The following is a 21,387-nucleotide window of genomic DNA, read 5'->3' on the forward strand; positions in this document are numbered from 1 at the left end:
GGGGACGTGACGAACTACCGGATCGAGCACGACTCCATGGGCGAGGTCCGGGTCCCGGCCGACGCCCTCTGGCAGGCCCAGACCCAGCGCGCGGTCGAGAACTTCCCGATCAGCGGCACGCCGATCGAGCCCGCGCTGGTGCACGCGCTGGGCGAGGTGAAGGCCGCCGCGGCACGCGCGAACGCCGAGCTGGGGGTGCTGCCTGCCGAGCTGGCCGACGCCATCCGCGCGGCGGCGCGGGAGGTGGCCGACGGCCGGCACGACGACCAGTTCCCCATCGACGTCTTCCAGACCGGCTCGGGCACCAGCTCCAACATGAACGCCAACGAGGTGATCGCGACCCTCGCCGCGCGCTCGGGCCAGCAGGTGCACCCCAACGACCACGTCAACGCCAGTCAGTCGAGCAACGACACCTTCCCCACGGCCATCCACGTCGCGGCGACGCTCGCCGTCGTACGCGACCTGCTGCCGGCGCTCGAGGTGCTCGCGAGCTCGCTGGAGGGCAAGGCGGCAGAGTTCGCCGACGTCGTGAAGTCCGGGCGCACCCACCTGATGGACGCGACCCCGGTGATGCTGGGCCAGGAGCTCGGCGGGTACGCCGCGACCGTCCGCTACGGCGTCGAGCGGCTCACCTCGGTCCTCCCCCGGGTCCGCGAGCTGCCGCTGGGCGGCACCGCCGTCGGCACCGGCATCAACACCCCGCCGGGCTTCGCCGCGGCCGCCATCGCCGCGCTCGCCGAGGCGACCGGCGAGCCGTTCACCGAGGCGCGCAACCACTTCGAGGCGCAAGGCACGCGCGACTCCCTCGTCGAGCTCAGCGGCGTGCTGCGCACCATCGCGGTCGGGCTCACCAAGATCTGCAACGACCTGCGCTGGATGGGCTCCGGCCCCACGACCGGGCTCGCCGAGATCCACCTGCCCGACCTGCAGCCGGGCTCCTCGATCATGCCCGGCAAGGTGAACCCGGTGCTGCCCGAGGCGACGCTGATGGTCTGCATGCAGGTCGTGGGCAACGACGCGACGGTGACCGCGGCCGGTGCGAGCGGCTCCTTCGAGCTGAACGTCGCGATGCCGGTGATGGCCCGCAGCGTGCTGGAGTCCGTGCGCCTGCTGTCGACGTCCATGACGACCCTGGCGCGGCGCTGCGTCGACGGGATCACCGCCGACGCGGAGCGGATGCAGCGCTACGCCGCGTCCTCGCCCTCGGTGGTGACGCCGCTGAACCGGCACATCGGCTACGAGGCGGCCGCGAAGGTCGCCAAGCAGGCGCTCGCGAGCGGCCGCACGATCCGCGAGACCGTGATCGAGATGGGCTTCGTCGAGCGCGGCGAGCTCAGCCTCGAGGAGCTGGACGCCGCGCTCGACCTGGCCGCGATGACGCGGCCCTGACCCAGGTGCCCGTCAGAGGCGGGTCTTGCTGCGGCCGGTGAGCGTCGCAGCAGCGACGACCGCCACCGCGGCGACGGCGACCTGCCACAGGTGGCGCAGCCAGTCCGGGCCGTCGGTGGCGTTGTCCCACGTGGCCGCGTGGCCGTCGAAGCGGCCGTTGTTGTGCCCGAAGAGCACCCAGTAGAGCAGGCTGCCGACGAGCATCCCGACGATGCCGCAGACGACGGTGAGCCAGAACGGGATCTTGTCGCGGTCGCCCGGCGCGACGGCCTTGCCGAGCAGGCCGATGATCGTGCCGCCGACCAGCGTGACGATGATGGTCCAGAGCATCTGGTTTCCTTCCGTCGTGCGGGGCACCCGTGCCCCGCCTTCCTTGCATCATGCACTTGCGCGACCCCCGATACCCGCACCCCGGGCCCGGATCCGGGAGGATGTCGGCGTGTCCGACCTGCTGACCGCCCTCGTCTCCGGCACCGGACGGTCCGTGAGCGTCGACGGCACGACGCTGGCCGCCCCGGACCTGCTCGGCGCCGCCGCGGCGCTGCGCGAGCCGCTCTCCGGCCGCTCGCGGGTCGCCGTGCACGCCACACCGACGATGGAGACCGTGGTCGCCGTGGTGGGTGCGCTGCTGGCCGGCGTGAGCGTCGTGCCCGTGCCGCCCGACTCGGGTGCGGCCGAGCTGCGGCATCTGCTCTTTGACAGTGCGCCCGACTGCTGGGTGGGACCGACCCCGCCCGACCCGCGCGGGATCGACCACGTGGCTGTCGACCTCACCGCGCGGGCGTCGTACACGCCGGCGGGGGTGGGTCCCGACGACGTCGCGTTCGTGCTCTACACCTCCGGCACGACGGGCCTGCCCAAGGGCGTGCTGATCCCCTACCGCGCGCTCACGGCGGGCCTCGACGGCCTGGCCGACGCCTGGGGCTGGACGGCGGACGACGTCCTCGCCCACGGCCTGCCGCTCTTCCACGTGCACGGCCTCGTGCTCGGCGTGCTCGGCCCGCTGCGCGTCGGCGGCGGGCTGGTGCACACCGGCCGGCCGACGCCGGAGCGGTACGCCGACGCGGTCCGCGCGGGTGCCACCCTGCTCTTCGGCGTGCCGACCGTGTGGAGCAGGGTCGCCGACGCACCCGAGCACGCCGCCGCCCTCCGGCCTGCCCGCCTCCTGGTCTCGGGCAGCGCTGCCCTGCCGGTGCCGGTCTTCGAGCGGCTGCGCGAGCTCACCGGCCACGAGGTCGCCGAGCGCTACGGGATGAGCGAGACCCTGATCACCGTGGCCACCCGCGCCGACGGTCGCCGCCAGGCCGGCTGGGTCGGCCTGCCGATCGCCGGCGTGGAGACCCGTCTGCGCGACGAGGACGGGGCCGCGGTGCCGCTCGACGGGGAGACGGTCGGGCAGCTCGAGGTGCGCGGCCCCACGCTGTTCTCCGGCTACCTCAACCGCCCCGACGCGACCGCCGAGGTGTGGACCCACGACGGCTGGTTCCGCACCGGTGACGTCGCCTGCATCGGCCCCGACGGCCGTCACCGCATCGTCGGCCGGGCGTCGGTCGACCTGATCAAGTCCGGCGGCTACCGGATCGGCGCCGGCGAGGTCGAGTCGACGCTGCTCGGCCACCCCGCCGTCGCCGAGTGCGCCGTGGTCGGCGTCCCCGACGACGACCTCGGCCAGCGCATCGTCGCCTGGGTCGTCCTCCGCTCCCCCGTCCCCGGCGAGGCCGCCCTGGCCACCGAGCTCACCGACCTGGTCAGCACCGAGCTCTCCGCCCACAAGCGCCCCCGCGAGGTCCGCTTCGTCGCCTCCCTCCCCCGCAACGAGATGGGCAAGGTCCAGAAGCAGCGCCTGCTCGACTGAGCCGACGCCGGCGGCAGCGCCGGTGGTCGCAGCACCGCTGGTTGAGGTGCGAGGCGCCCCAGCGCCGAGCCTCGAAGCCAGCGGCCCCGGTCTACGCCCACTGTGCCCCACCACAGCCCGCCCGGAAGCCCGGCCTCGCACAGCACGCCGCGCGTTCCCGCAATGCGCCTAGATGCAGCGCCGCTGATTGAGGTGCGAGGCGCCCCAGCGCCGAGCCTCGAAACCAGCGGCCCCGGTCCACCGAACTGTGGTCGACAGTCCGCCAGGAAGGCCCGGAGGTTTCGAGGCTCGGCCGCGGGCGGCCTCGCACCTCAACCACCGGGAGTCCGGCAAAGCGAACCCACGGCTTGCCGCCCGGCGGAAGCAGGACCTCGCACGACACGCCGCGTGCGCTCCCGCAACGCGCCCAGGCGCAACACCGCTGGTTGAGGTGCGGAGCAGCGCCAGCGACGAGCCTCGAACCAGCGGCCCCGGTCCACCGAACTGTGGTCGACACAGCCCGCCAGGAAAGCCCGGAGGTTTCGAGGCTCGGCCGCGGGCGGCCTCGCACCTCAACCACCGGGAGGAACGCTCGGTCCACCTACGCCTGTCTGGCCGCCATGCCCACTGTGCCCCTTGCCGGAGGCAACTGCGTGCGCGGCAGCGTGGCGCCCGCGCGAAGGCGCGTCGAGGGCAAGTGCGGGCCGAGCTTGCGAGGCCTGCGCGCCGCCCTCGACAGGCGACACGCTCGCGCCTCCTAATACCAGCCGTGGCTCTCCGAATGTCCCCAGGCGCTGCAGGGGCTGCCGTACCGGCCCTGGATGTAGCCCAGGCCCCAGCGGATCTGGGTGGCGGGGTTGGTGGCCCAGTCGGCGCCGGCGGAGGACATCTTGGAGCCGGGGAGGGCCTGCGGGATGCCGTAGGCGCTCGACGTGGGGTTGTCGGCGTTCCAGCGCCAGTTGGACTCGCGGGTCCACAGCGAGTCGAGGCAGCCGAACTGGTCGGAGGAGAAGCCGAACTCCGGGAGCAGCGCGCGGGCGATGTCCTTGGGGTCGGAGTCGGAGAGGCGGCGCTCGTCGGTCAGCGCGGCGGTGGCGGACTCCTCGAGGCCGGCGGCCTTGGCGGGGTCGGCCTCGGGGCGGCGGTCCGAGCGGGACAGCACGGCCTCGCGGCGCTGGGTGTCGACCGGGGCGGTGCTGTCGCCGGCGGTCCTCAGGGCGTCGAGGTCGGCGCTGGCGGCCGGGGCGGCGACGTCGTTGCCGAGGACGCCGGCAGCGACCGACACCCCCGTGACGGCGGCAGCGACCGAGGACAGCACGAGGACGTTGCGTGCGGCCTTGCGAGGGGCTTGGGCGAGATGGGCATGTTTCGGCGTTCCGCGGTGCTTCGCGGGTGCGTGCTTCGACAAGTGTTCTCGACTTCGGGCTCGACTTCACGGGCCGGTCACCGCCCGATCGGGCCGGACCTCGTCGTCCTGGCCGCCGGTGACCAGCGACCACACTGCCTGACGGGCAGGGCAGGTGCAAACCGAACCGCACAGGTGTCGCGGCGGAATCTGATCACTCCTGCCACACCAGTCACAGCGGGCCCGCCGCCCCCTCGGGCACCGGTGAACCTGCTCACGTACGACGCGGCCTACTGTGGTGGGATGCACCGGATCTTCACCACCAGCGTCGCGTCCGTCTACCCGCACTACGTGACGAAGGCGGAGCGCAAGGGCCGGTCGAAGCAGGAGGTCGACGAGGTCATCCGGTGGCTCACCGGCTTCAGCCAGGCCGAGCTCGACCAGCACCTCGCGGAGGAGACGACCTTCCTCGACTTCTTCGGCGCCGCGACGCTGAACCCGAACGCGTCGCTGATCACCGGCTCGGTGTGCGGGGTGAAGGTGCAGGAGGTCGAGGACCCGCTGATGCAGAAGATCCGCTACCTCGACAAGCTCGTCGACGAGCTGGCGAAGGGCAAGGCGATGGAGAAGGTCCTGCGCCAGCCCGCCGGCTGAAGCACCGGCGGGCTGGGCCCGGGGACGCGTCAGACGACGACGTTCTCCAGCATCTCGGTGACCAGCGCCGCGATCGGCGAACGCTCGGAGCGGGTGAGCGTGACGTGCGCGAACAGCGGGTGGCCCTTGAGCTTCTCGACCACGGCGACGACGCCGTCGTGTCGCCCGACCCGCAGGTTGTCGCGCTGCGCGACGTCGTGGGTCAGCACCACCTTGGAGTTGGCGCCGATGCGGGACAGGACCGTGAGCAGCACGTTGCGCTCCAGGGACTGGGCCTCGTCCACGATCACGAACGAGTCGTGCAGCGAGCGGCCGCGGATGTGGGTCAGCGGCAGCACCTCGAGCATCCCGCGGTCGAGGATCTCGTCGACGACGTCGCTGGACGTCAGGGCACCGAGGGTGTCGAAGACCGCCTGGGCCCAGGGCGACATCTTCTCCGACTCCGAGCCGGGCAGGTAGCCGAGCTCCTGGCCGCCCACGGCGTAGAGCGGGCGGAACACGACGACCTTCTTGTGCTGCTGGCGCTCCATGACGGCCTCCAGGCCGGCGCACAGCGCCAGCGCGGACTTGCCGGTGCCGGCGCGGCCACCGAGGGAGACGATGCCGACCTCGGGGTCGAGCAGCAGGTCGAGCGCGACCCGCTGCTCCGCGCTGCGACCGTGGATGCCGAACGCCTCGCGGTCGCCGCGGACCAGGTGCACCTGCTTGTCCGGCCCGACCCGGCCGAGCGCGGTGCCGCGCTCGGACAGCATCACCAGGCCGGTGTGGCACGGCAGCTCACGGGCCTCGGCGAGGTCGAGCGTGCCGTCGTCGTACAGCTCGTCGAGCTCCTCGGCCGCGACCTCCACCTCCGCCATCCCGGAGTAGCCGGTGTCGGAGTCACCGATCGTCTCCCCGCGGTACTCCTGCGCGTCGAGGCCGACGGCGGAGGCCTTGATCCGCATGGGGAGGTCCTTGGAGACCAGGGTGACCTGGTGGCCCTCGTCGGCGAGGTTGCGCGCGACAGCGAGGATCCGGGTGTCGTTGTCGCCGAGGCGGAAGCCGGACGGCAGCGACGTGGCGTCGGTGTGGTTGAGCTCGACGCGCAGGCTCCCGCCGTGGTCGCCCACGGGGACGGGCGTGTCGAGGCGGCCGTGGGTCACCCGCATCTCGTCGAGCATCCGCAGCGCGCCGCGGGCGAAGTAGCCCAGCTCGGGGTGGTGGCGCTTGGCCTCGAGCTCGGTGATGACGACCACCGGGAGCACGACCTCGTGCTCCTCGAACCGCCGGAGGGCGGCAGGGTCGGCCAGCAGGACGCTGGTGTCGAGGACGTACGTACGGCGCTGCGCGCTGGCCTGGGCCTTCGTGTTCGACACGTTGAACCTCACCGGACCGCACGCCCCGCAGGGCCCCCGGCCCTATCCCTTGTTGGCGGACCGGGTTGCACAGTCGTGATGGTTCACGTCGGGCCTCCCGATGTGGCCGGCTTCCCCACCTGCCACTGCTTCGGAAACTACGCCCGGTGGGTTTCTGGTTGGCGCGCCACGCCGAACCGGAAAAGTTAATGTCAGGTGACGCGCCGGTAGGCCAGGTCGGTGATGGTGCGGCCCTTGGCGAGCCCCTTGCGCTCGAACTTCGTGACCGGTCGCTCGTCCCAGCGTTCCACGACGCCGCCCTCCATGAGCGGCTCTGCGTCGAGCACCTCGACCATCTGCTCGGCGTACTCCGCCCAGTCGGTGGCCAGGCGCCAGGTCGCGCCCGGCACCAGCCGGGAGGCGAGCAGGCGGGCGTTCGGCGGGGTGACCAACCGGCGCTTGTGGTGCCGCTTCTTGTGCCACGGGTCGGGGAAGAAGGTCCACAGCTCGGTGATGCTGGCCTCGGGCAGGAGGTTCTCGACGGTCCAGAGCGCGTCGACGCTGCAGAAGCGGACGTTGTCGGCGCCGGCGTCGGCGACGCGGCCCAGGCCCTCGGCGACGCCGGGACGCCAGACCTCCAGCGCCAGCACGTTGCACTCCGGACGGGAGGCCGCGAGGGCGGCGGTGGCCTCGCCGACTCCCCCGCCGATCTCGACGACCAGCGGCGCCTCGCGGCCGAACCACTCGGCCCAGTCGAAGCCCGGCTGGTCGACGGCGTCCTCGGGGATGACCCAGGCGTCGGCGTGCGCGTCCCAGGCGGCCTGCTGCTTCGGGGTGAACCGGCTGCCACGCCGGGTGTACGTCAGCACCTCCCGCACCCGCCGGCCGTCCTGGGTCAGCTTGTGGTGGGGCCGGGCGGGGCGGACGCCGCCCGTGGCGTGCTGCTCGTCGTTCACGTGCCCATTCTCCCGGCAGGGCGGGCCCGGCCGAAAATGCGGGAAGCCCCCGCCGCCGTGAGGCAGCGGGGGCTTCCCCCTGAGCAGGTCAGATCACTTGGTGATCTTCGTGACCCGGCCGGCGCCGACGGTGCGGCCACCCTCGCGGATCGCGAACTTCAGACCCTCGTCCATGACGATCGGCTGGATGAGCTCGACCGACATGTCGGTGTTGTCGCCCGGCATGACCATCTCGGTGCCCTCGGGGAGGGTCACGACGCCGGTCACGTCGGTGGTCCGGAAGTAGAACTGCGGACGGTAGTTGTTGAAGAACGGCGTGTGGCGGCCGCCCTCCTCCTTCGAGAGAATGTAGACGCTCGCCTCGAAGTTGGTGTGCGGGGTCGCGCTGCCCGGCTTCACGACGACCATGCCGCGCTCGACGTCCTCGCGCTTGGTGCCGCGGAGGAGCAGACCGACGTTCTCACCGGCCTGGCCCTCGTCGAGGAGCTTGCGGAACATCTCGACACCGGTGACGGTGGTCTTGATGCCCTCCTCGCGGATACCGAGGATCTCGACCTCCTCGTTCACCTTGATGATGCCGCGCTCGATACGACCGGTGATGACGGTGCCACGACCGGTGATCGTGAAGACGTCCTCGACGGGCATGAGGAACGGCTTGTCGACCTCACGCTCGGGCTGCGGGATGTACTCGTCGACGGCCGACATGAGCTCGGCAACCGAGTTGGCCCACTTCTCGTCGCCGTTCAGCGCCGGGAAGGCAGCAACGCGCACGACCGGGACGTCGTCGCCTGGGAACTCGTACTCGTTGAGGAGCTCGCGCACCTCCATCTCGACGAGCTCGATGAGCTCCTCGTCGTCGACCATGTCGCACTTGTTGAGCGCGACGACCAGGGCGGGGACGCCGACCTGGCGGGCGAGCAGCACGTGCTCGCGGGTCTGCGGCATCGGGCCGTCGGTCGCGGCAACCACCAGGATCGCGCCGTCCATCTGCGCGGCACCGGTGATCATGTTCTTGATGTAGTCAGCGTGACCGGGGCAGTCGACGTGCGCGTAGTGGCGCGCCTCGGTCTGGTACTCGATGTGCGCGATCGAGATCGTGATACCGCGCTGGCGCTCCTCGGGAGCCTTGTCGATCGTGTCGAACGGCGACGCCTCGTTGAGGTCCGGGTACTTGTCGTGAAGCACCTTCGAGATCGCTGCGGTCAGCGTCGTCTTGCCGTGGTCGATGTGACCGATCGTGCCGATGTTCACGTGCGGCTTGGTCCGCTCGAACTTCGCCTTAGCCACTGGGGGCTCCTCCTGGTGTGGTTGTTACTTGACTCGTACTAAAGGGGTGGTGCGCCGAGGGTTCGCGTCGAGAACCCCCACGGGTCCGGGTGGACCCGGGGGAATCACTCGCCGCGCGCCTTCTTGATGATCTCGTCGGCGATGTTCGTAGGAACCTCGGCGTACGAGTCGAACTCCATCGAGTACGACGCCTGACCAGAGGTCTTGGACCTCAGGTCGCCAACGTACCCGAACATCTCGGACAGCGGCACGAGGGCCGACACGACGATGTCGCCGTGACGCTCCTCCTGGGCGCGGATCTGGCCGCGACGGCTGTTGATGTCACCGATGACCGTGCCGAGGAAGTCCTCGGGGGTGGTCACCTCGACGGCGAACATGGGCTCGAGGAGGACCGGCTTCGCCATGCGAGCGGCCTCCTTGAACGCCTGGATGCCGGCGATCTTGAAGGCGAGCTCGGAGGAGTCGACGTCGTGGTAGGCGCCGTCCTCGAGCGAGACCTTCACGTCGACCATCGGGTAGCCGGCGAGGACGCCGAACTCCATGGCCTCCTGGGCACCGTTGTCGACCGACGGGATGTACTCGCGCGGCACGCGGCCACCCGTGACGTTGTTGGCGAACTCGTAGCCCGCACCGGTGCCGGTCTCGGGGTCGATGTTCGGCTCGATCGAGATGACGACCTTCGCGAACTGGCCCGAACCACCGGTCTGCTTCTTGTGCGTGTAGCTGTGGTTCGACACGGTGCCGCGGATGGTCTCGCGGTAGGCGACCTGCGGCTTGCCGACGGTGGCCTCGACCTTGAACTCGCGCTTCATCCGGTCGACGAGGATCTCCAGGTGGAGCTCGCCCATGCCGGAGATGATGGTCTGGCCGGTCTCCTCGTCGGTCTTCACGACGAAGGTCGGGTCCTCCTCGGCGAGGCGCTGGATGGCGACGCCGAGCTTCTCCTGGTCGCTCTTGGTCTTCGGCTCGATCGCGACGGAGATCACGGGGGCCGGGAAGGTCATCGACTCCAGCACGACCGGCTTGGTCGGGTCGGAGAGGGTGTGACCGGTCCGGGTGTCCTTGAGGCCCATCACCGCGACGATCTGGCCGGCGCCGACCGAGGCGATCTCCTCACGCTTGTTGGCGTGCATCTGGTAGACCTTGCCGATCCGCTCCTTGCGGCCGTTGCTCGAGTTGAGCACGGTGCCGCCGGCCTCGAGCTTGCCCGAGTAGACGCGGACGAAGGTCAGCTTGCCCAGGTGCGGGTCGGCCGCGATCTTGAAGGCCAGGGCCGACAGGGGCTCGTCGGCGGACGGCTTGCGGACGATCTCGTTCTCCTCGGTCTCCTCCGCACCGGGCTTGTGGCCCACGATGGCGTCGACGTCGAGCGGGGAGGGGAGGTAGTCGACGATCGCGTCGAGGAGGGGCTGGACGCCCTTGTTCTTGAACGCGGTGCCGGTGAGGATCGGGTTGACCTTGTCAGCGAGGGTCGCGCGACGGATGGCGGCCTTGAGGGTCGGCACGTCGAACGTATCGCCGTCCTCGAGGTAGACCTCCATGACGTCGTCATCGGCCTCGGCGAGGGTCTCGACGAGCTTCTCGCGGTACTCCGCGGCCTTGTCGGCCAGGTCGGCGGGGATCTCCTCGACGACGTAGTCCTCGCCCTGGGCGGTCTCGCCCCGCCAGACCTTGGCGTTCATCTCGACGAGGTCCACGACGCCGATGAAGTCGCCCTCGGCGCCGATCGGGATCTGCAGGACCAGCGGGGTGGAGTTGAGCTTCTGCACGATCGAGTCGACGACGCGGTAGAAGTCCGCGCCGGTGCGGTCGAGCTTGTTGACGAAGCACATCCGCGGGACGGCGTACTTGTTGGCCTGGCGCCACACCGTCTGCGACTGCGGCTCCACGCCGGCGACGCCGTCGAACACCGCGACAGCGCCGTCGAGGACGCGCAGCGAGCGCTCGACCTCGACGGTGAAGTCGACGTGCCCGGGGGTGTCGATGATGTTGATCTGGTGCTTCTTCCACCAGCAGGTGGTCGCGGCCGACGTGATCGTGATGCCGCGCTCCTGCTCCTGCTCCATCCAGTCCATGGTCGCCGAACCCTCGTGGGTGTCGCCGATCTTGTAGTTGATACCGGTGTAGAACAGGATGCGCTCGGTGGTGGTGGTCTTTCCGGCATCGATGTGCGCCATGATGCCGATGTTCCGGACGACGTTCAGGTCCGTCGTGATGTCGACTGCCACGTGAGTCAGCGTTCCTTAGGTAAGGGGGATGGAGCGGTGGGGCCGGAGCGGGCGCCGCCGAGGCGGACCCGCTCCGACGACGTCACCAGCGGTAGTGGGCGAAGGCCTTGTTGGACTCGGCCATCTTGTGCGTGTCCTCGCGCTTCTTCACGGCGGCACCGAGGCCGTTCGCGGCGTCGAGGATCTCGTTCTGCAGGCGCTCGGCCATGGTCTTCTCGCGACGCTCCTGGGCGTAGCCGACCAGCCAGCGCAGCGACAGCGTGGTGCCGCGGTTGCCCTTGACCTCGACGGGGACCTGGTAGGTCGCACCGCCGACGCGGCGGGACTTCACCTCGAGCGCGGGGCGGACGTTGTCCAGCGCGCGCTTGAGGGTGATGACCGGGTCGGTGCCGGTCTTCTCGCGGGTGCCCTCGAGAGCGGCGTACACGATCCGCTGAGCGACCTGCTTCTTGCCATCCTGGAGCACCTTCGAGACCAGCTGGCTCACCAGCTGGGACCCGTAGACCGGGTCGACGTCGATGGGGCGCTTCGGAGCGGGGCCCTTGCGCGGCATGTCAGCTCTTCTCCTTCTTGGCGCCGTAGCGGCTGCGAGCCTGCTTGCGGTTCTTCACGGCCTGGGTGTCGAGCGCACCGCGGATGACCTTGTAGCGAACACCGGGCAGGTCCTTCACACGACCGCCGCGGACGAGCACGATCGAGTGCTCCTGGAGGTTGTGACCCTCACCCGGGATGTAGGCGGTGACCTCGACGCCGCTGCTCAGGCGCACACGGGCGACCTTGCGGAGGGCGGAGTTCGGCTTCTTCGGGGTGGTGGTGTAGACGCGGGTGCACACACCGCGCCGCTGAGGCGATCCCTTCAGGGCAGGCGTCTTGTTCTTCGACACCTTGTCCTGGCGGCCCTTGCGGACCAGCTGCTGAATGGTAGGCACTCTTGTGCTTTCCCTCTCGGTCTTGTCACGGCCCGGCACGGTGCCGGGCTCGGGGTACTGCTCACTGCTGTGTGCCGGATGCTGGATCCCCTGCGGCAACCACCGCTGATCGGGGGCTGCTCTGAGGGCATGCGGGACGTGCCGGGTCGCCCCAGACACGAGAATCGAGATTACCGGCCGCCCAGAGGCGGGTCAAAATGCCGGTCACGCCCCGGGGCCGCCCGGATTCCGGGGCCGCTCCCCCGCCTGTCCCGGGCGGCGCCCGGCCGCCGGCTCAGGTGAGCAGGCGGGTGAGCGGGTCGATGGCGAAGTAGACCACGAACAGGGCCGCGACCAGCCACATCAGCACGTGCACCTCGGCGGCCTTGCCGCGCACGACCTTGAGGAAGGTGTAGGCGACGAAGCCGGCGCCGATGCCGACCGTGATCGAGTACGCGAACGGCATCAGCACGATGGTGAGGAACGCCGGGATCGCGATCTCGGGGTCGTTCCAGGAGATGCCGGTGATCTGCTGCATCATCAGGAAGCCGACCAGGACCAGCGCCGGGACGGCGGCCTCGGACGGGATCATCGCCACGACGGGCGACAGGAAGATGGTGAGCAGGAACAGCACGCCGGTCACCACCGACGCCAGGCCGGTGCGCGCGCCCTCGCCGACGCCGGACGCGGACTCGATGTAGGACGTGTTCGACGACACGCCCGCGGCACCACCAGCGATCGCGGCGATCGAGTCGACGGCCAGGATCCGCTCCGAGTTCGGCGGCACGCCGTCCTCGTCGAGCAGGCCGGCCTCGGCACCGATCGCGGTCATCGTCCCCATGGTGTCGAAGAAGTCGGCCAGCAGGAGCGAGAAGACCAGGAGCAGCACGGTGACGGCGCCGGCCTTCTCCCACGAGCCGAGGAGGTTGAACTCGCCCAAGGTGCCGAAGTCGGGGCCGGGGAACTCGTCGGGCCAGGCCGGCACGGTGAGCGCCCAGCCGCCGGCCTTGTCAGCGGCCCGCCCGAGGTCGCCGACGGCCTCGACGACGACCGCGACCAGGGTCATGGCGACGATCGAGATCAGGATCGCGCCGCGGACCCGGCGCACCCACAGCGCGACCATGAGCAGCAGGCCGACGATGAAGACCAGCACCGGCCAGCCGCTGAGGTTGCCGTCGCCGCCGAGCTGGACGGGGACGGTCGTGTTGGCCACGTCGGGGATGCGGGTCACGATGCCGGCGTCGACGAAGCCGATCAGGGTGATGAACAGGCCGATGCCGACCGAGATCGCCACCTTGAGCTGGCCGGGGACGGCGCGGAACACCGCGGTCCGGAAGCCGGTCAGCACCAGCACGAGGATCAGCACACCCTCGATCACGATCAGGCCCATCGCGTCGGCCCACGTCATCTGGCTGGCCACCGCGAACGCGAGGAACGCGTTGAGGCCGAGCCCGGTCGCCAGGGCGAGCGGGTAGTTGGCCACGACCCCCATGAGGATCGTCAGCACGCCGGCGACGAGCGCGGTGCCTGCGGCGATGGCAGCGAGGTTGGGCTCGTCGCCGCCGCCGAGGAACTTGCCGTCGATGTCGGTCGCGTAGCCGAGGATCAGCGGGTTCAGCACCACGATGTAGGCCATCGTGAAGAAGGTGACCACGCCACCGCGGACCTCGCGGCCGACGGTGGATCCGCGCTCGGTGATCCTGAAGAAGCGGTCGAGCGGGCTGTTGCCGGGGGCGATCTGGGCGGAGCTCACGAGGGCAGCATGGCAGGAGCCGGCACCCGATGTGGCGAAGGCTCGCGGGATGCCACATTGCGGACGGCGACCGCCAGCGCGACACCGAGGAGCACCAGGACTCCGCCGACGACGAGGGTCCACCGGGCGCCGTACTGCTCGCCGATCCAGCCGATCAGCGGCGCCCCCGCCGGGGTGCCACCCATGACGATCGTCATGTAGATCGCCATCACCCGGCCGCGGAAGGCGGGGGCCGACTCGGTCTGCAGCAGGGCGTTGCACGAGTTGAGCACGGTGATCACCGTCAGCCCGAGCGCCGGGCACAGCAGCACGAAGAGGAGGTACGACGGCGCGAAGCCCGCCGCGATCTCGAGCAGCCCGAAGGCGACCGCAGCCCCCATGAGCAGCCGGACCCGGACCCGGACGCGGCCCGCCGCGAGGAGCGCGCCCGTGACCGAGCCGATCGCGAGGACCGAGCCGAGGACGCCGTACTCCCCCGCGCCCTTGTCGAACACCTCGGTCGCCATCAGGGCGGAGGTGATCTGGAAGTTCATGCCGAAGGTGCCCACGAAGAACACCAGCACCAGGATCATCAGCATCTTGGGCTGGGTGCGCAGGTAGCCGACACCCTCGCGCAGCATGCCGCGGGTGCGGGCCGCCGGCTTCGGCGAGTGCAGTCCGGCCTCGTCCATGCGACGGAGCTGGACGATGACCGCGAGGTAGGACAGCGCGTTGGCCAGGATGACCCAGCCGGTGGCCTTCATCCCGCCGCCGCCGAGGCCGATGAGCAGGCCGGCGATGCCGGGGCCGATCAGGCGGGCGGTGTTGAACGCCGCCGAGTTCAGGCTGACCGCGTTGGCGACGTCGTCGGTGCCGACCATCTCGGAGACGAACGCCTGGCGCGCAGGGGCGTCGAACGCGGCGCCGACGCCGAAGACGAAGGCGATCAGGTAGACGTGCCAGGTCTGCGCCGCACCGAGGGCGGCGATCACGCCGAGCGCGAGCGCCGAGAGCGCCATGACCGCCTGGGTGACCTGCAGCAGCACCCGCTTGGGGATGCGGTCGGCCACGACGCCGGCGTACGGCGAGAGGAGCAGGACCGGCAGGAACTGCAGCCCGGTCGTGATGCCGAGGGCGGTGCCTCCGTTGCCGGGGATGGTGAGGACGAGCCAGTCCTGGGCGACGCGCTGCATCCACGTGCCGACGTTGGAGACCAGACTGCCGGCGAAGTAGAGGCGGTAGTTGCGGTGGGCGAGGGAACGGAATCGGGGACTCGTGGTCGGCTCCTCGGTTCGGTGGCGGGCGGTCGGGCGGTCGAGCGGTCGGCCTGGTCAGGCGCGGTCGGCCGGGTCGGCCTCGGCCAGGCGCTGCAGCAGGGGTGCGGCGCGACGCAGGACGTCGCGCTCCTCGGGGGTGAACTCGGCCAGGCGCAGCGACAGCCAGCGGTCGCGGCGCGCGGCGTCGGCCTGGACGACCGCGCGGCCCTCGTCGGTGATCCGTACGACGACCTGGCGGCCGTCGGTCGGGTGCGGCAGGCGCTCGACGAGGCCCTCGTCGGCCAGGCAGGTCACCGTGCGGGTCATGCTCGGCGGCTGCACCTGCTCGCGCGCCGCGAGCGCGCCGACGCTGAGGTCACCCAGCCGGTGCAGCGCCCAGAGCACGGCCATCGCCGACAGGCTCAGGTCGTTGTCCGGGTGCCGCTCGCGGACGAGGCGGCGGCGCAGCCGCATGACGGCGAACCGGAGCTCGGTGGCGAGTCCGGACGTCGTCCGCACGTGCTGGTCCTGGATGGGCATGTCGTTAGTCTAAGTCATTACCTTGGCTAACTATTCCGATCGCGGGGCGATCTCCGTCACGCGGCGGTCTACGATCGACGGCGTGGAGCTCCGTGACGACCAGCCGACCCAGCACGAGTTCGGCAAGCGGACCTACCTGATCGCGCCCGTCGAACCGCTCGACGTCGACGGCGTGCGGACGGTCCAGGTCGGGACGGCGCTGTTCGCGCTCGCCTTCCTGGCCCTGCTCCCCTTCTACGGTCGCCTCGAGGAGGACGGCCGGACCTGGCTGCTGTGGATGTGCCTCACCGGCGTCGGCCTGGGCCTGCTGGGCGTGGAGTACTGCAAGCGTCGCCGCCAGGTCCGCGCCGAGCGCGACGCCGCGTCGTGACCGACCAGCCGCTGCCGCCGACCCGCTGGGCGCTCGGCGGCGCGAGGAACTCCGGCTACGGCCAGCGCTTCGCCGAGCTGGTCGAGCGCGGCGAGGACGTCGTCGGCGAGGCGCGGCTGGCCGACGCGATGCTGCCGCGCGGAGCCCGCGTGCTCGACGCCGGCGCCGGCATGGGCCGGATCGGCGCCCACCTGCAGGCGCAGGGCCACCGGGTCGTCGCCGCGGAGCCCGACCCGACCCTGGTCGAGCAGGCCCGGCGCTCGTACCCCGACCTGCAGGTGCTTCCGCTGGAGATCCTCGCGATCACGCCGGAGGCGCTCGCGGAGTCCGGGGCCCCCGAGGAGTTCGACCTCGTCGTCTGCGTCGGCAACGTGCTCACCTTCGTCGCCGAGGACACCGAGGTCGCCGTGCTCGAGCGCCTCGGCAGCCTGCTCGCCCCCGGCGGGCGCATCCTCGTCGGCTTCCACCTGGCCGGTGGTCCGGCGAGCGCCCGGTCGTACTCGCCGGAGGAATTCGTGCGCGACGCCACGGCCGCCGGGCTCCGGGTCGACCACCGCTTCGGCGGCTACGACCTCCGCCCGGTCGACGACCAGTACGCCGTCTGGATCCTCCGCCGCGCCTGAGCGCTCGGCTCTCGACCACTCGGCGCGCGCGTCGTGACGCCTCGACCCGCCACAAGTGACGTCTCAACCCGCCACAGCTGACCACTCGACCCGCCACAAGTGACGCCTCGACCGGCAACCGCGGCGCGAGGCGTGCCGCCGGGCGGAGGCGGGACCTACGGAAGACAACCGCGGCGCGCTCGCGCAGACAGCTCAGAAGGTCTCGAGGCCCTCGGAGGAGATGGTGTCGAGGACGGGCGGGGCGGGGGGCTGGGGCTGCTGGCGCTTGCTGAGCCGGACCTCGGAGTGGCCGCCGCAGCCGTGCTGGAAGGCGACCACGCGGCCGTCGTCGTTGGCGTCGCCGTTGGCGCAGACGCCGAACATCTGCGAGAGCGGGCCGGAGAGGCGGACGAGGAAGCCGCAGGAGTAGCACTGGTGCGGGGCGGAGCGGGCGATCGGCGCGTCGGGGCCGGCGTCGCCGTCGTACCAGCGCTCGGCGGCGGCGTCGCGGCCCTCGGGCGAGAGGACGCGCACGCGACCGAGTCCGAGGTCCTTGGCGACCTGGCGCACCTGCGCCTTCTCGTCGGTGTCGAGCGGGTCGTCGCCGAAGGAGTACGTCGGCACGAGGCGGGGGTCGTCGTCGGAGACGGGCAGCAGGTCGCCGGGCGACATGTCGCCGGGCTGGAGGCGCTCGCGGTAGGGCACCCACGGCGGGGCGACGATCGCGTCGGAGCCGGGCAGCAGCACGACCTCGACGACGGTGACCTTCCGCTGCCGCGAGGCACGGGTGAGGGTGACCGCCCACTGCCAGCCGCGGTAGCCCTTGCGGGTGCAGGCGAAGAGGTGGGTGACGACGCGCAGCCCGTCGACCTGGTGGCCGAGGTGGTCGCCGACGTCCGCGGCGTCGACCTCGTCGAGCAGGGCCGCGCGGGCGGCGTCGACCGCGTCAGCGGTGGCGGCGTCGGTCAGCTTGCGCTCGAGGGTGGACACCGGCACAGCATCGCGCATCGTGGCGACGTCCGTCACCTCGGGGGTGGCAGGCAAGATAGGAGGGTGAGCACCGACGGAGCCCAGCCCCGCCCTCCCGGTGACCGCCCGCGCCCCGACGGTGCGTCGTACCCGCCGCCTCCCCCGCCCCCGGGTGCCGAGGTCCCCGGCGACGGCCCGGCCGCCGAGCCGGGCTCGGTGCGGGCCGCGAAGGCGACGGCGCGCGGCGTCGCGGGCTTCGCCCGGGTGACCGGCCGCGCGAGCAAGGCGACGGTCCGCACGGCCCGCCGTGCTGCCGGTGCGCAGGGCGCCGAGCGCTCGGGCCTCAACCGGCTGATCGAGCTGCACGCGGCGAACGCCGCGGGCGACTCGGCCTTCGCGATCGCGCTGGCCGGCACCGTCTTCTTCGCGGGCGCCACGAGCGGCGAGCGCGGGCCGGTGCTGCTCTTCCTCGGACTGACGATGGTGCCGTTCGCGATCGTCGCGCCGCTGATCGGCCCGTTCCTCGACCGGTTCAGCCACGGCCGGCGGTGGGCGATCGGCGCGACCTTCGCGCTGCGGGCGTTCCTGTGCTGGGTGCTCGCCGGCACCCTGGGCGACGGCTCGCCGTGGTTCTACGTGGCGGCGCTCGGCGTCCTCGTCTCGTCGAAGGCGTACGGCGTCGCGAAGGCCGCCGCCGTCCCCCGGTTGCTGCCGCACGAGATCACGCTCGTGAAGGCCAACGGTCGGGTCGCGCTGTCCGGCGTGGTCGGCGCCTGCGCGTCCGCGCCGCTGGCCGGCCTGGCCTACTGGATCGGCCCGGAGTGGGCGTGTCGCTACGCCTTCCTGGTGTTCACGGTCGGCACCGTCGCCGCGATCCTGCTGCCGGCGAAGGTGGACTCCTCCACCGGCGAGGAGTCGATCGACGCGCCCCGCGGGGCCGCGACGGGCGGGCGGCGCGGCGGCCTGCCGCCGAAGGTCGCCTTCGCGCTGCGCGCCAACTGCGGCCCGCGCCTGTTGTCCGGCTTCCTCACCATGTTCATGACCTTCGTGCTCGCCACCGAGCCGCTCGACGGCTGGGAGAGCACGACCCGCTCCACGCTGCTGATCGGCCTCGTCGTGGGCGCGGCCGGCCTGGGCAACACGGTCGGGATCGTGCTGGCGTCACTGGTCCGGAAGATCAACCCGTCGGTGATGGTGGTCGTCGCGCTGCTCGCCGACATCGTCGTGCTGGTCGTGGCGACCCTCTTCTACGGGTTGGTGCCGCTCGTCGCGCTCGGCCTCACCGTGGGGCTGATGCAGTACCTCGCCAAGGTGTCGCTCGACTCCACGATCCAGAGCGGGGTGCCGGTGCGGGCGCACGCGAGCGCGTTCGCGAAGGGCGACACCACGCTGCAGCTGGCGTGGGTGATCGGCGGCTTCCTCGGGGTGGTGCTGTCCTACCCGGCGGTCAACGGCGTCGGCCTCGCCTTCGCGGCCGTGCTGCTGACGGCGTGGGCGGTCTTCGTGCTGCGCAGCGCCCCGGCACGGCAGAAGAAGGCGGCGGCCACGACGACCGCCGGGGCCGCGGAGTCCGTGGTCCCGCCGCCGCCCCCGGCTACCTGAGCAGGCTCAGGCGTCGAGCTCGTCGGCCAGCGCGCGGAGCAGCTTGGCGACCGGCTGGGAGGTGCGACGCTCCGGGTGGCGGCCGTGGCGGTAGGCCTCGCCGACGCCGTCGAGCAGCCGGATCAGGTCCTCGACGATCGGGACCATCTCCTCGGGCTTCTTGCGGCGCGCCTCCTTCTGGTTGCGCGACACCGACGCCGGGGCGTCGAGCAGCCGGACCTGGAGGGCCTGGTCGCCGCGGCGACCCTGCGCGATGCCGAACTCGACGCGGGCGCCGGCCTTCAGCGTGGTGACGCCCTCGGGCAGCGCGTCGGAGCGGACGTAGACGTCCGGCCCGTCGGTCTGGGAGAGGAAGCCGAAGCCCTTCTCCGCGTCGTACCACTTCACCTTGCCAGTCGGCACGGCCTCGGCCTTCCTCGTCGGTCCTGCGATCTGCGACGCCGCTCCGGCGCCGCGACGGCACATGTTAGGACATGGGTTCGAACGCCCGGAAAGGACTTTCGCCGCTGTCCGTGGAGCCCCCTAGGGTCGGGGCGTGGGACTCGACCGGATCACCCCTCCCCTGCCGGTGCGCACCGAGCGGCTGGTGCTGCGGCCGGTCGTGCCGTCGGACGCCGCTGCGATCGGCGCCTACTGCGCCGACCCGGAGGTCACCCGCTACCTGCCGTTCCCCCCGCTCGACGAAGCCGGCCTGGCCCGGCGGATGGAGCGGCTGGTCGCCGGCACCGCTCCCGCCCAGGTCGGTGACGTGCTGGCCCTGGCCGTCGAGCACGAGGGCGTCCTCGTCGGCGACCTGATGCTCCGCTTCGAGGCAGCGCACGGCGAGGGCGCCGCGCCGTCGATCGCCGAGCTCGGCTGGGTCTTCGCCCCGTCGTACGGCGGCCGCGGGCTCGCGACCGAGGCCGCCCGGGCGCTGGTGGACCTGGCGTTCACCACCTATCCGCTGCACCGGCTGATGGCGCGGCTGGACCCGCGCAACACCGCGTCGGCGCGGCTGTGCGAGCGGCTCGGCATGACCCACGAGGCGCACACGCGGGAGGACTACCCCGACCACGACGGCTCGTGGAGCGACACCTCGGTCTACGGCCTGCTGCGCCGTGAGTGGGAGGCCGCACGCCCCGGCGGATGAGCAGGGCGGGGGCCGGCGGTTCGGTCAGTCCTCGCGCTCGACCGTCATCGTGCGGTCGCCGAAGCGCACCTCGTCGCCGGCGAGCAGCGTGCTCGGCCGGCCGGCGCTGAGCGCCTTGGACAGGCCGCGCCGCACGACGTAGGAGCCGTTGGTGGACCCGCGGTCCATGACGACCAGCGCCCCGTCGGGAGCGACCTGGAACTGGGCGTGGGTCTTGGACAGGGACATGTCGGCCGAGCGCAGCGGCACCACGTGCCGCACCTGCTCACCGGAGCGCGGCTCGGGCCGGCGCCCCACCAGCGCGAGCCCCTCGACGACGAAGGACTCCCCGGTGTCGAACGCGACCCGCCAGCGGGCGGTCGCCGGCTGCGTCGTGGTGTCGGCCGGGTCCGGCCGGACCCGGGTCTGCTCCCCCGCGGGCTCGATGGGCGCGAGGGGTACGGGGGCGGGCGCCGGGGCGGGCGGCGGGGCCACCCGCGGCGGCACGGTGGCCGTGGCGGCCATCGCGGGCACCAGCACCGGGACCTCCCGGGTCGGCGGCTCCTCCGGCTGCGGCGAGCGCACCGGCGGTGCGGGTGGTGCCGGGGGCGCCGGAGCGGGCGCGGCGGACGGCACCGAGGGCGGCCAGGCCGGCGGAGGTGTCGGCACCGTGCCCGAGCGGGTCGCCACCACGGGCGGCGCCGGGGCCGGGTGCTGCGACGGCGGGTCCGGCATCAACCGCAGCGCGGTGAGGTTGACGATCTGCTGGGCCGGCCCGGGGTCGTCCTCCTCGACCACGTCGGGGACGGGCCGGACGTCGACGACGACGGCATCGCCGATCCGGTCGTGCAGGCCCCGGCGTCGGTGGCCGGGGTCGGCGGCGGCCGTCCACGCCAGGGTGGCCAGGCCGATGCCGAGCGTGGGCAGCGTGGCGAGCCCGAGCACGGCGTACCTCCCGAGCGCGGCCGGGACGCCGATCGGGCGGCCCGTGGAGCGGCGGACGACCCGCAGCCCGACGGCGGCCTTGCCGGGTGTCAGGCCGGTCGTGCCGACGAGCACCGCGAGCACGACGCCGAGCAGCACGTCGCACGCGACCACGGCGAGCAGGGCGGTCGTGACGGTGGTGTCGAGGAGCGCCCACACGGCGTATCCGCCTGCCCCCGCCAGGCTCCAGGTGACCACCCGGTCGAGCACGAACGCCGAGAAGCGGCGGTCGAGCACGGCCGGCGGACAGGTCAACGGGGACGTGGCGGGCGGGGGGAGGTGGGACATG

Annotated in this window: 20 protein-coding genes and 1 pseudogene; 7 read left to right on the plus strand and 14 right to left on the minus strand. The window is 71.9% G+C overall.

Features of this window, described 5'->3' with window-relative positions; translation table 11 throughout:
- The first annotated feature begins 6 nt into the window (after positions 1-6).
- The gene (locus NOCJ54_RS0104825; protein WP_028654587.1) at positions 7-1,389 is read left to right on the plus strand and encodes a class II fumarate hydratase; all 1,383 of its coding nucleotides are present in this window, start codon (positions 7-9) and stop codon (positions 1,387-1,389) included.
- 12 nt (positions 1,390-1,401) lie between these two features.
- Here the strand turns inward: NOCJ54_RS0104825 and NOCJ54_RS0104830 are convergent, their stop codons facing one another.
- Positions 1,402-1,719, minus strand: coding sequence for a hypothetical protein (locus tag NOCJ54_RS0104830; RefSeq protein ID WP_028654588.1), 318 nt, complete (start codon positions 1,717-1,719; stop codon positions 1,402-1,404).
- A 109-nt stretch (positions 1,720-1,828) separates the two neighbouring features.
- Here NOCJ54_RS0104830 and NOCJ54_RS0104835 point away from each other — a divergent pair, with 109 nt between their 5' ends.
- On the plus strand, positions 1,829-3,244 hold the full coding sequence (locus NOCJ54_RS0104835) for an acyl-CoA synthetase (RefSeq protein ID WP_232221675.1): 1,416 nt from the start codon (positions 1,829-1,831) through the stop codon (positions 3,242-3,244).
- Positions 3,245-3,980: 736 nt separating this feature from the next.
- Here the strand turns inward: NOCJ54_RS0104835 and NOCJ54_RS0104840 are convergent.
- Positions 3,981-4,541, minus strand: coding sequence for a lytic transglycosylase domain-containing protein (locus NOCJ54_RS0104840; RefSeq protein WP_232221676.1), 561 nt, complete (start codon positions 4,539-4,541; stop codon positions 3,981-3,983).
- Positions 4,542-4,871: 330 nt separating this feature from the next.
- On the opposite strand from NOCJ54_RS0104840, the gene NOCJ54_RS0104845 reads away from it, so the two are divergent.
- Positions 4,872-5,222, plus strand: coding sequence for a DUF2200 domain-containing protein (locus NOCJ54_RS0104845; RefSeq protein WP_028654591.1), 351 nt, complete (start codon positions 4,872-4,874; stop codon positions 5,220-5,222).
- Positions 5,223-5,251: 29 nt separating this feature from the next.
- Here the strand turns inward: NOCJ54_RS0104845 and NOCJ54_RS0104850 are convergent, their stop codons facing one another.
- The 9 genes and pseudogenes from NOCJ54_RS0104850 to NOCJ54_RS0104890 all read right to left on the minus strand — a co-directional run bounded on the left by NOCJ54_RS0104850 (position 5,252) and on the right by NOCJ54_RS0104890 (position 15,463).
- A complete protein-coding gene (locus tag NOCJ54_RS0104850) occupies positions 5,252-6,577 on the minus strand; it encodes a PhoH family protein (RefSeq protein ID WP_028654592.1) in 1,326 nt (441 codons plus the stop codon).
- Positions 6,578-6,768: 191 nt separating this feature from the next.
- Positions 6,769-7,512 (minus strand): tRNA (guanosine(46)-N7)-methyltransferase TrmB, encoded by a 744-nt coding sequence (gene trmB / locus NOCJ54_RS0104855; protein ID WP_028654593.1) that lies wholly within the window; start codon positions 7,510-7,512, stop codon positions 6,769-6,771.
- A gap of 93 nt (positions 7,513-7,605) precedes the next feature.
- Complete coding sequence (tuf, locus tag NOCJ54_RS0104860) at positions 7,606-8,799, minus strand: elongation factor Tu (RefSeq protein WP_028654594.1); 1,194 nt, start codon at positions 8,797-8,799, stop codon at positions 7,606-7,608.
- 104 nt (positions 8,800-8,903) lie between these two features.
- Complete coding sequence (fusA, locus tag NOCJ54_RS0104865; protein WP_028654595.1) at positions 8,904-11,027, minus strand: elongation factor G; 2,124 nt, start codon at positions 11,025-11,027, stop codon at positions 8,904-8,906.
- Between the two features lie 82 nt (positions 11,028-11,109).
- A complete protein-coding gene (gene rpsG / locus NOCJ54_RS0104870) occupies positions 11,110-11,580 on the minus strand; it encodes a 30S ribosomal protein S7 (RefSeq protein ID WP_028654596.1) in 471 nt (156 codons plus the stop codon).
- Between the two features lies 1 nt (position 11,581).
- Entirely contained in the window at positions 11,582-11,956 is a 375-nt protein-coding gene (gene rpsL / locus NOCJ54_RS0104875; protein WP_028654597.1) for a 30S ribosomal protein S12, read from the minus strand.
- A 274-nt stretch (positions 11,957-12,230) separates the two neighbouring features.
- On the minus strand, positions 12,231-13,688 hold the full coding sequence (locus NOCJ54_RS0104880; protein WP_028654598.1) for an NCS2 family permease: 1,458 nt from the start codon (positions 13,686-13,688) through the stop codon (positions 12,231-12,233).
- Positions 13,685-14,917, minus strand: a pseudogene (locus tag NOCJ54_RS23880) (MFS transporter); the annotation flags it as partial. The gene NOCJ54_RS0104880 and the pseudogene NOCJ54_RS23880, both read right to left, overlap by 4 nt.
- Before the next feature lie 81 nt (positions 14,918-14,998).
- Positions 14,999-15,463, minus strand: a complete 465-nt coding sequence (locus NOCJ54_RS0104890; protein ID WP_036516910.1) for a MarR family transcriptional regulator — start codon at positions 15,461-15,463, stop codon at positions 14,999-15,001.
- 82 nt (positions 15,464-15,545) lie between these two features.
- On the opposite strand from NOCJ54_RS0104890, the gene NOCJ54_RS23885 reads away from it, so the two are divergent.
- Both NOCJ54_RS23885 and NOCJ54_RS0104900 read left to right on the plus strand, forming a co-directional pair.
- Positions 15,546-15,833, plus strand: a complete 288-nt coding sequence (locus NOCJ54_RS23885) for a DUF2530 domain-containing protein (RefSeq protein ID WP_232221677.1) — start codon at positions 15,546-15,548, stop codon at positions 15,831-15,833.
- Positions 15,830-16,456, plus strand: a complete 627-nt coding sequence (locus NOCJ54_RS0104900; RefSeq protein ID WP_028654601.1) for a class I SAM-dependent methyltransferase — start codon at positions 15,830-15,832, stop codon at positions 16,454-16,456. The genes NOCJ54_RS23885 and NOCJ54_RS0104900 overlap by 4 nt, the downstream gene beginning before the upstream one ends.
- Positions 16,457-16,648: 192 nt before the next feature.
- On the opposite strand, the gene NOCJ54_RS0104905 is transcribed toward NOCJ54_RS0104900, so the two are convergent.
- The gene (locus NOCJ54_RS0104905; protein WP_051485509.1) at positions 16,649-17,443 is read right to left on the minus strand and encodes a DUF3027 domain-containing protein; all 795 of its coding nucleotides are present in this window, start codon (positions 17,441-17,443) and stop codon (positions 16,649-16,651) included.
- A 45-nt stretch (positions 17,444-17,488) separates the two neighbouring features.
- Between NOCJ54_RS0104905 and NOCJ54_RS23890 the strand changes: the two genes are divergently transcribed.
- The gene (locus tag NOCJ54_RS23890) at positions 17,489-19,006 is read left to right on the plus strand and encodes an MFS transporter (RefSeq protein WP_232221678.1); all 1,518 of its coding nucleotides are present in this window, start codon (positions 17,489-17,491) and stop codon (positions 19,004-19,006) included.
- A gap of 6 nt (positions 19,007-19,012) precedes the next feature.
- On the opposite strand, the gene NOCJ54_RS0104915 is transcribed toward NOCJ54_RS23890, so the two are convergent.
- A complete protein-coding gene (locus tag NOCJ54_RS0104915; protein WP_028654603.1) occupies positions 19,013-19,408 on the minus strand; it encodes a cold-shock protein in 396 nt (131 codons plus the stop codon).
- A gap of 133 nt (positions 19,409-19,541) precedes the next feature.
- On the opposite strand from NOCJ54_RS0104915, the gene NOCJ54_RS0104920 reads away from it, so the two are divergent.
- Positions 19,542-20,135 carry a GNAT family N-acetyltransferase gene (locus tag NOCJ54_RS0104920; protein ID WP_028654604.1) on the plus strand — a complete coding sequence of 198 codons (594 nt, stop codon included), beginning with the start codon at positions 19,542-19,544 and terminating at the stop codon, positions 20,133-20,135.
- Positions 20,136-20,159: 24 nt separating this feature from the next.
- Here NOCJ54_RS0104920 and NOCJ54_RS0104925 read toward each other — a convergent pair whose 3' ends face one another.
- Entirely contained in the window at positions 20,160-21,386 is a 1,227-nt protein-coding gene (locus tag NOCJ54_RS0104925) for an RDD family protein (RefSeq protein WP_084254923.1), read from the minus strand.
- Between the last annotated feature and the right edge of the window lies 1 nt (position 21,387).

The organism is Nocardioides sp. J54 (assembly GCF_000519005.1).
Classification (GTDB): Bacteria; Actinomycetota; Actinomycetes; order Propionibacteriales; family Nocardioidaceae; genus Nocardioides.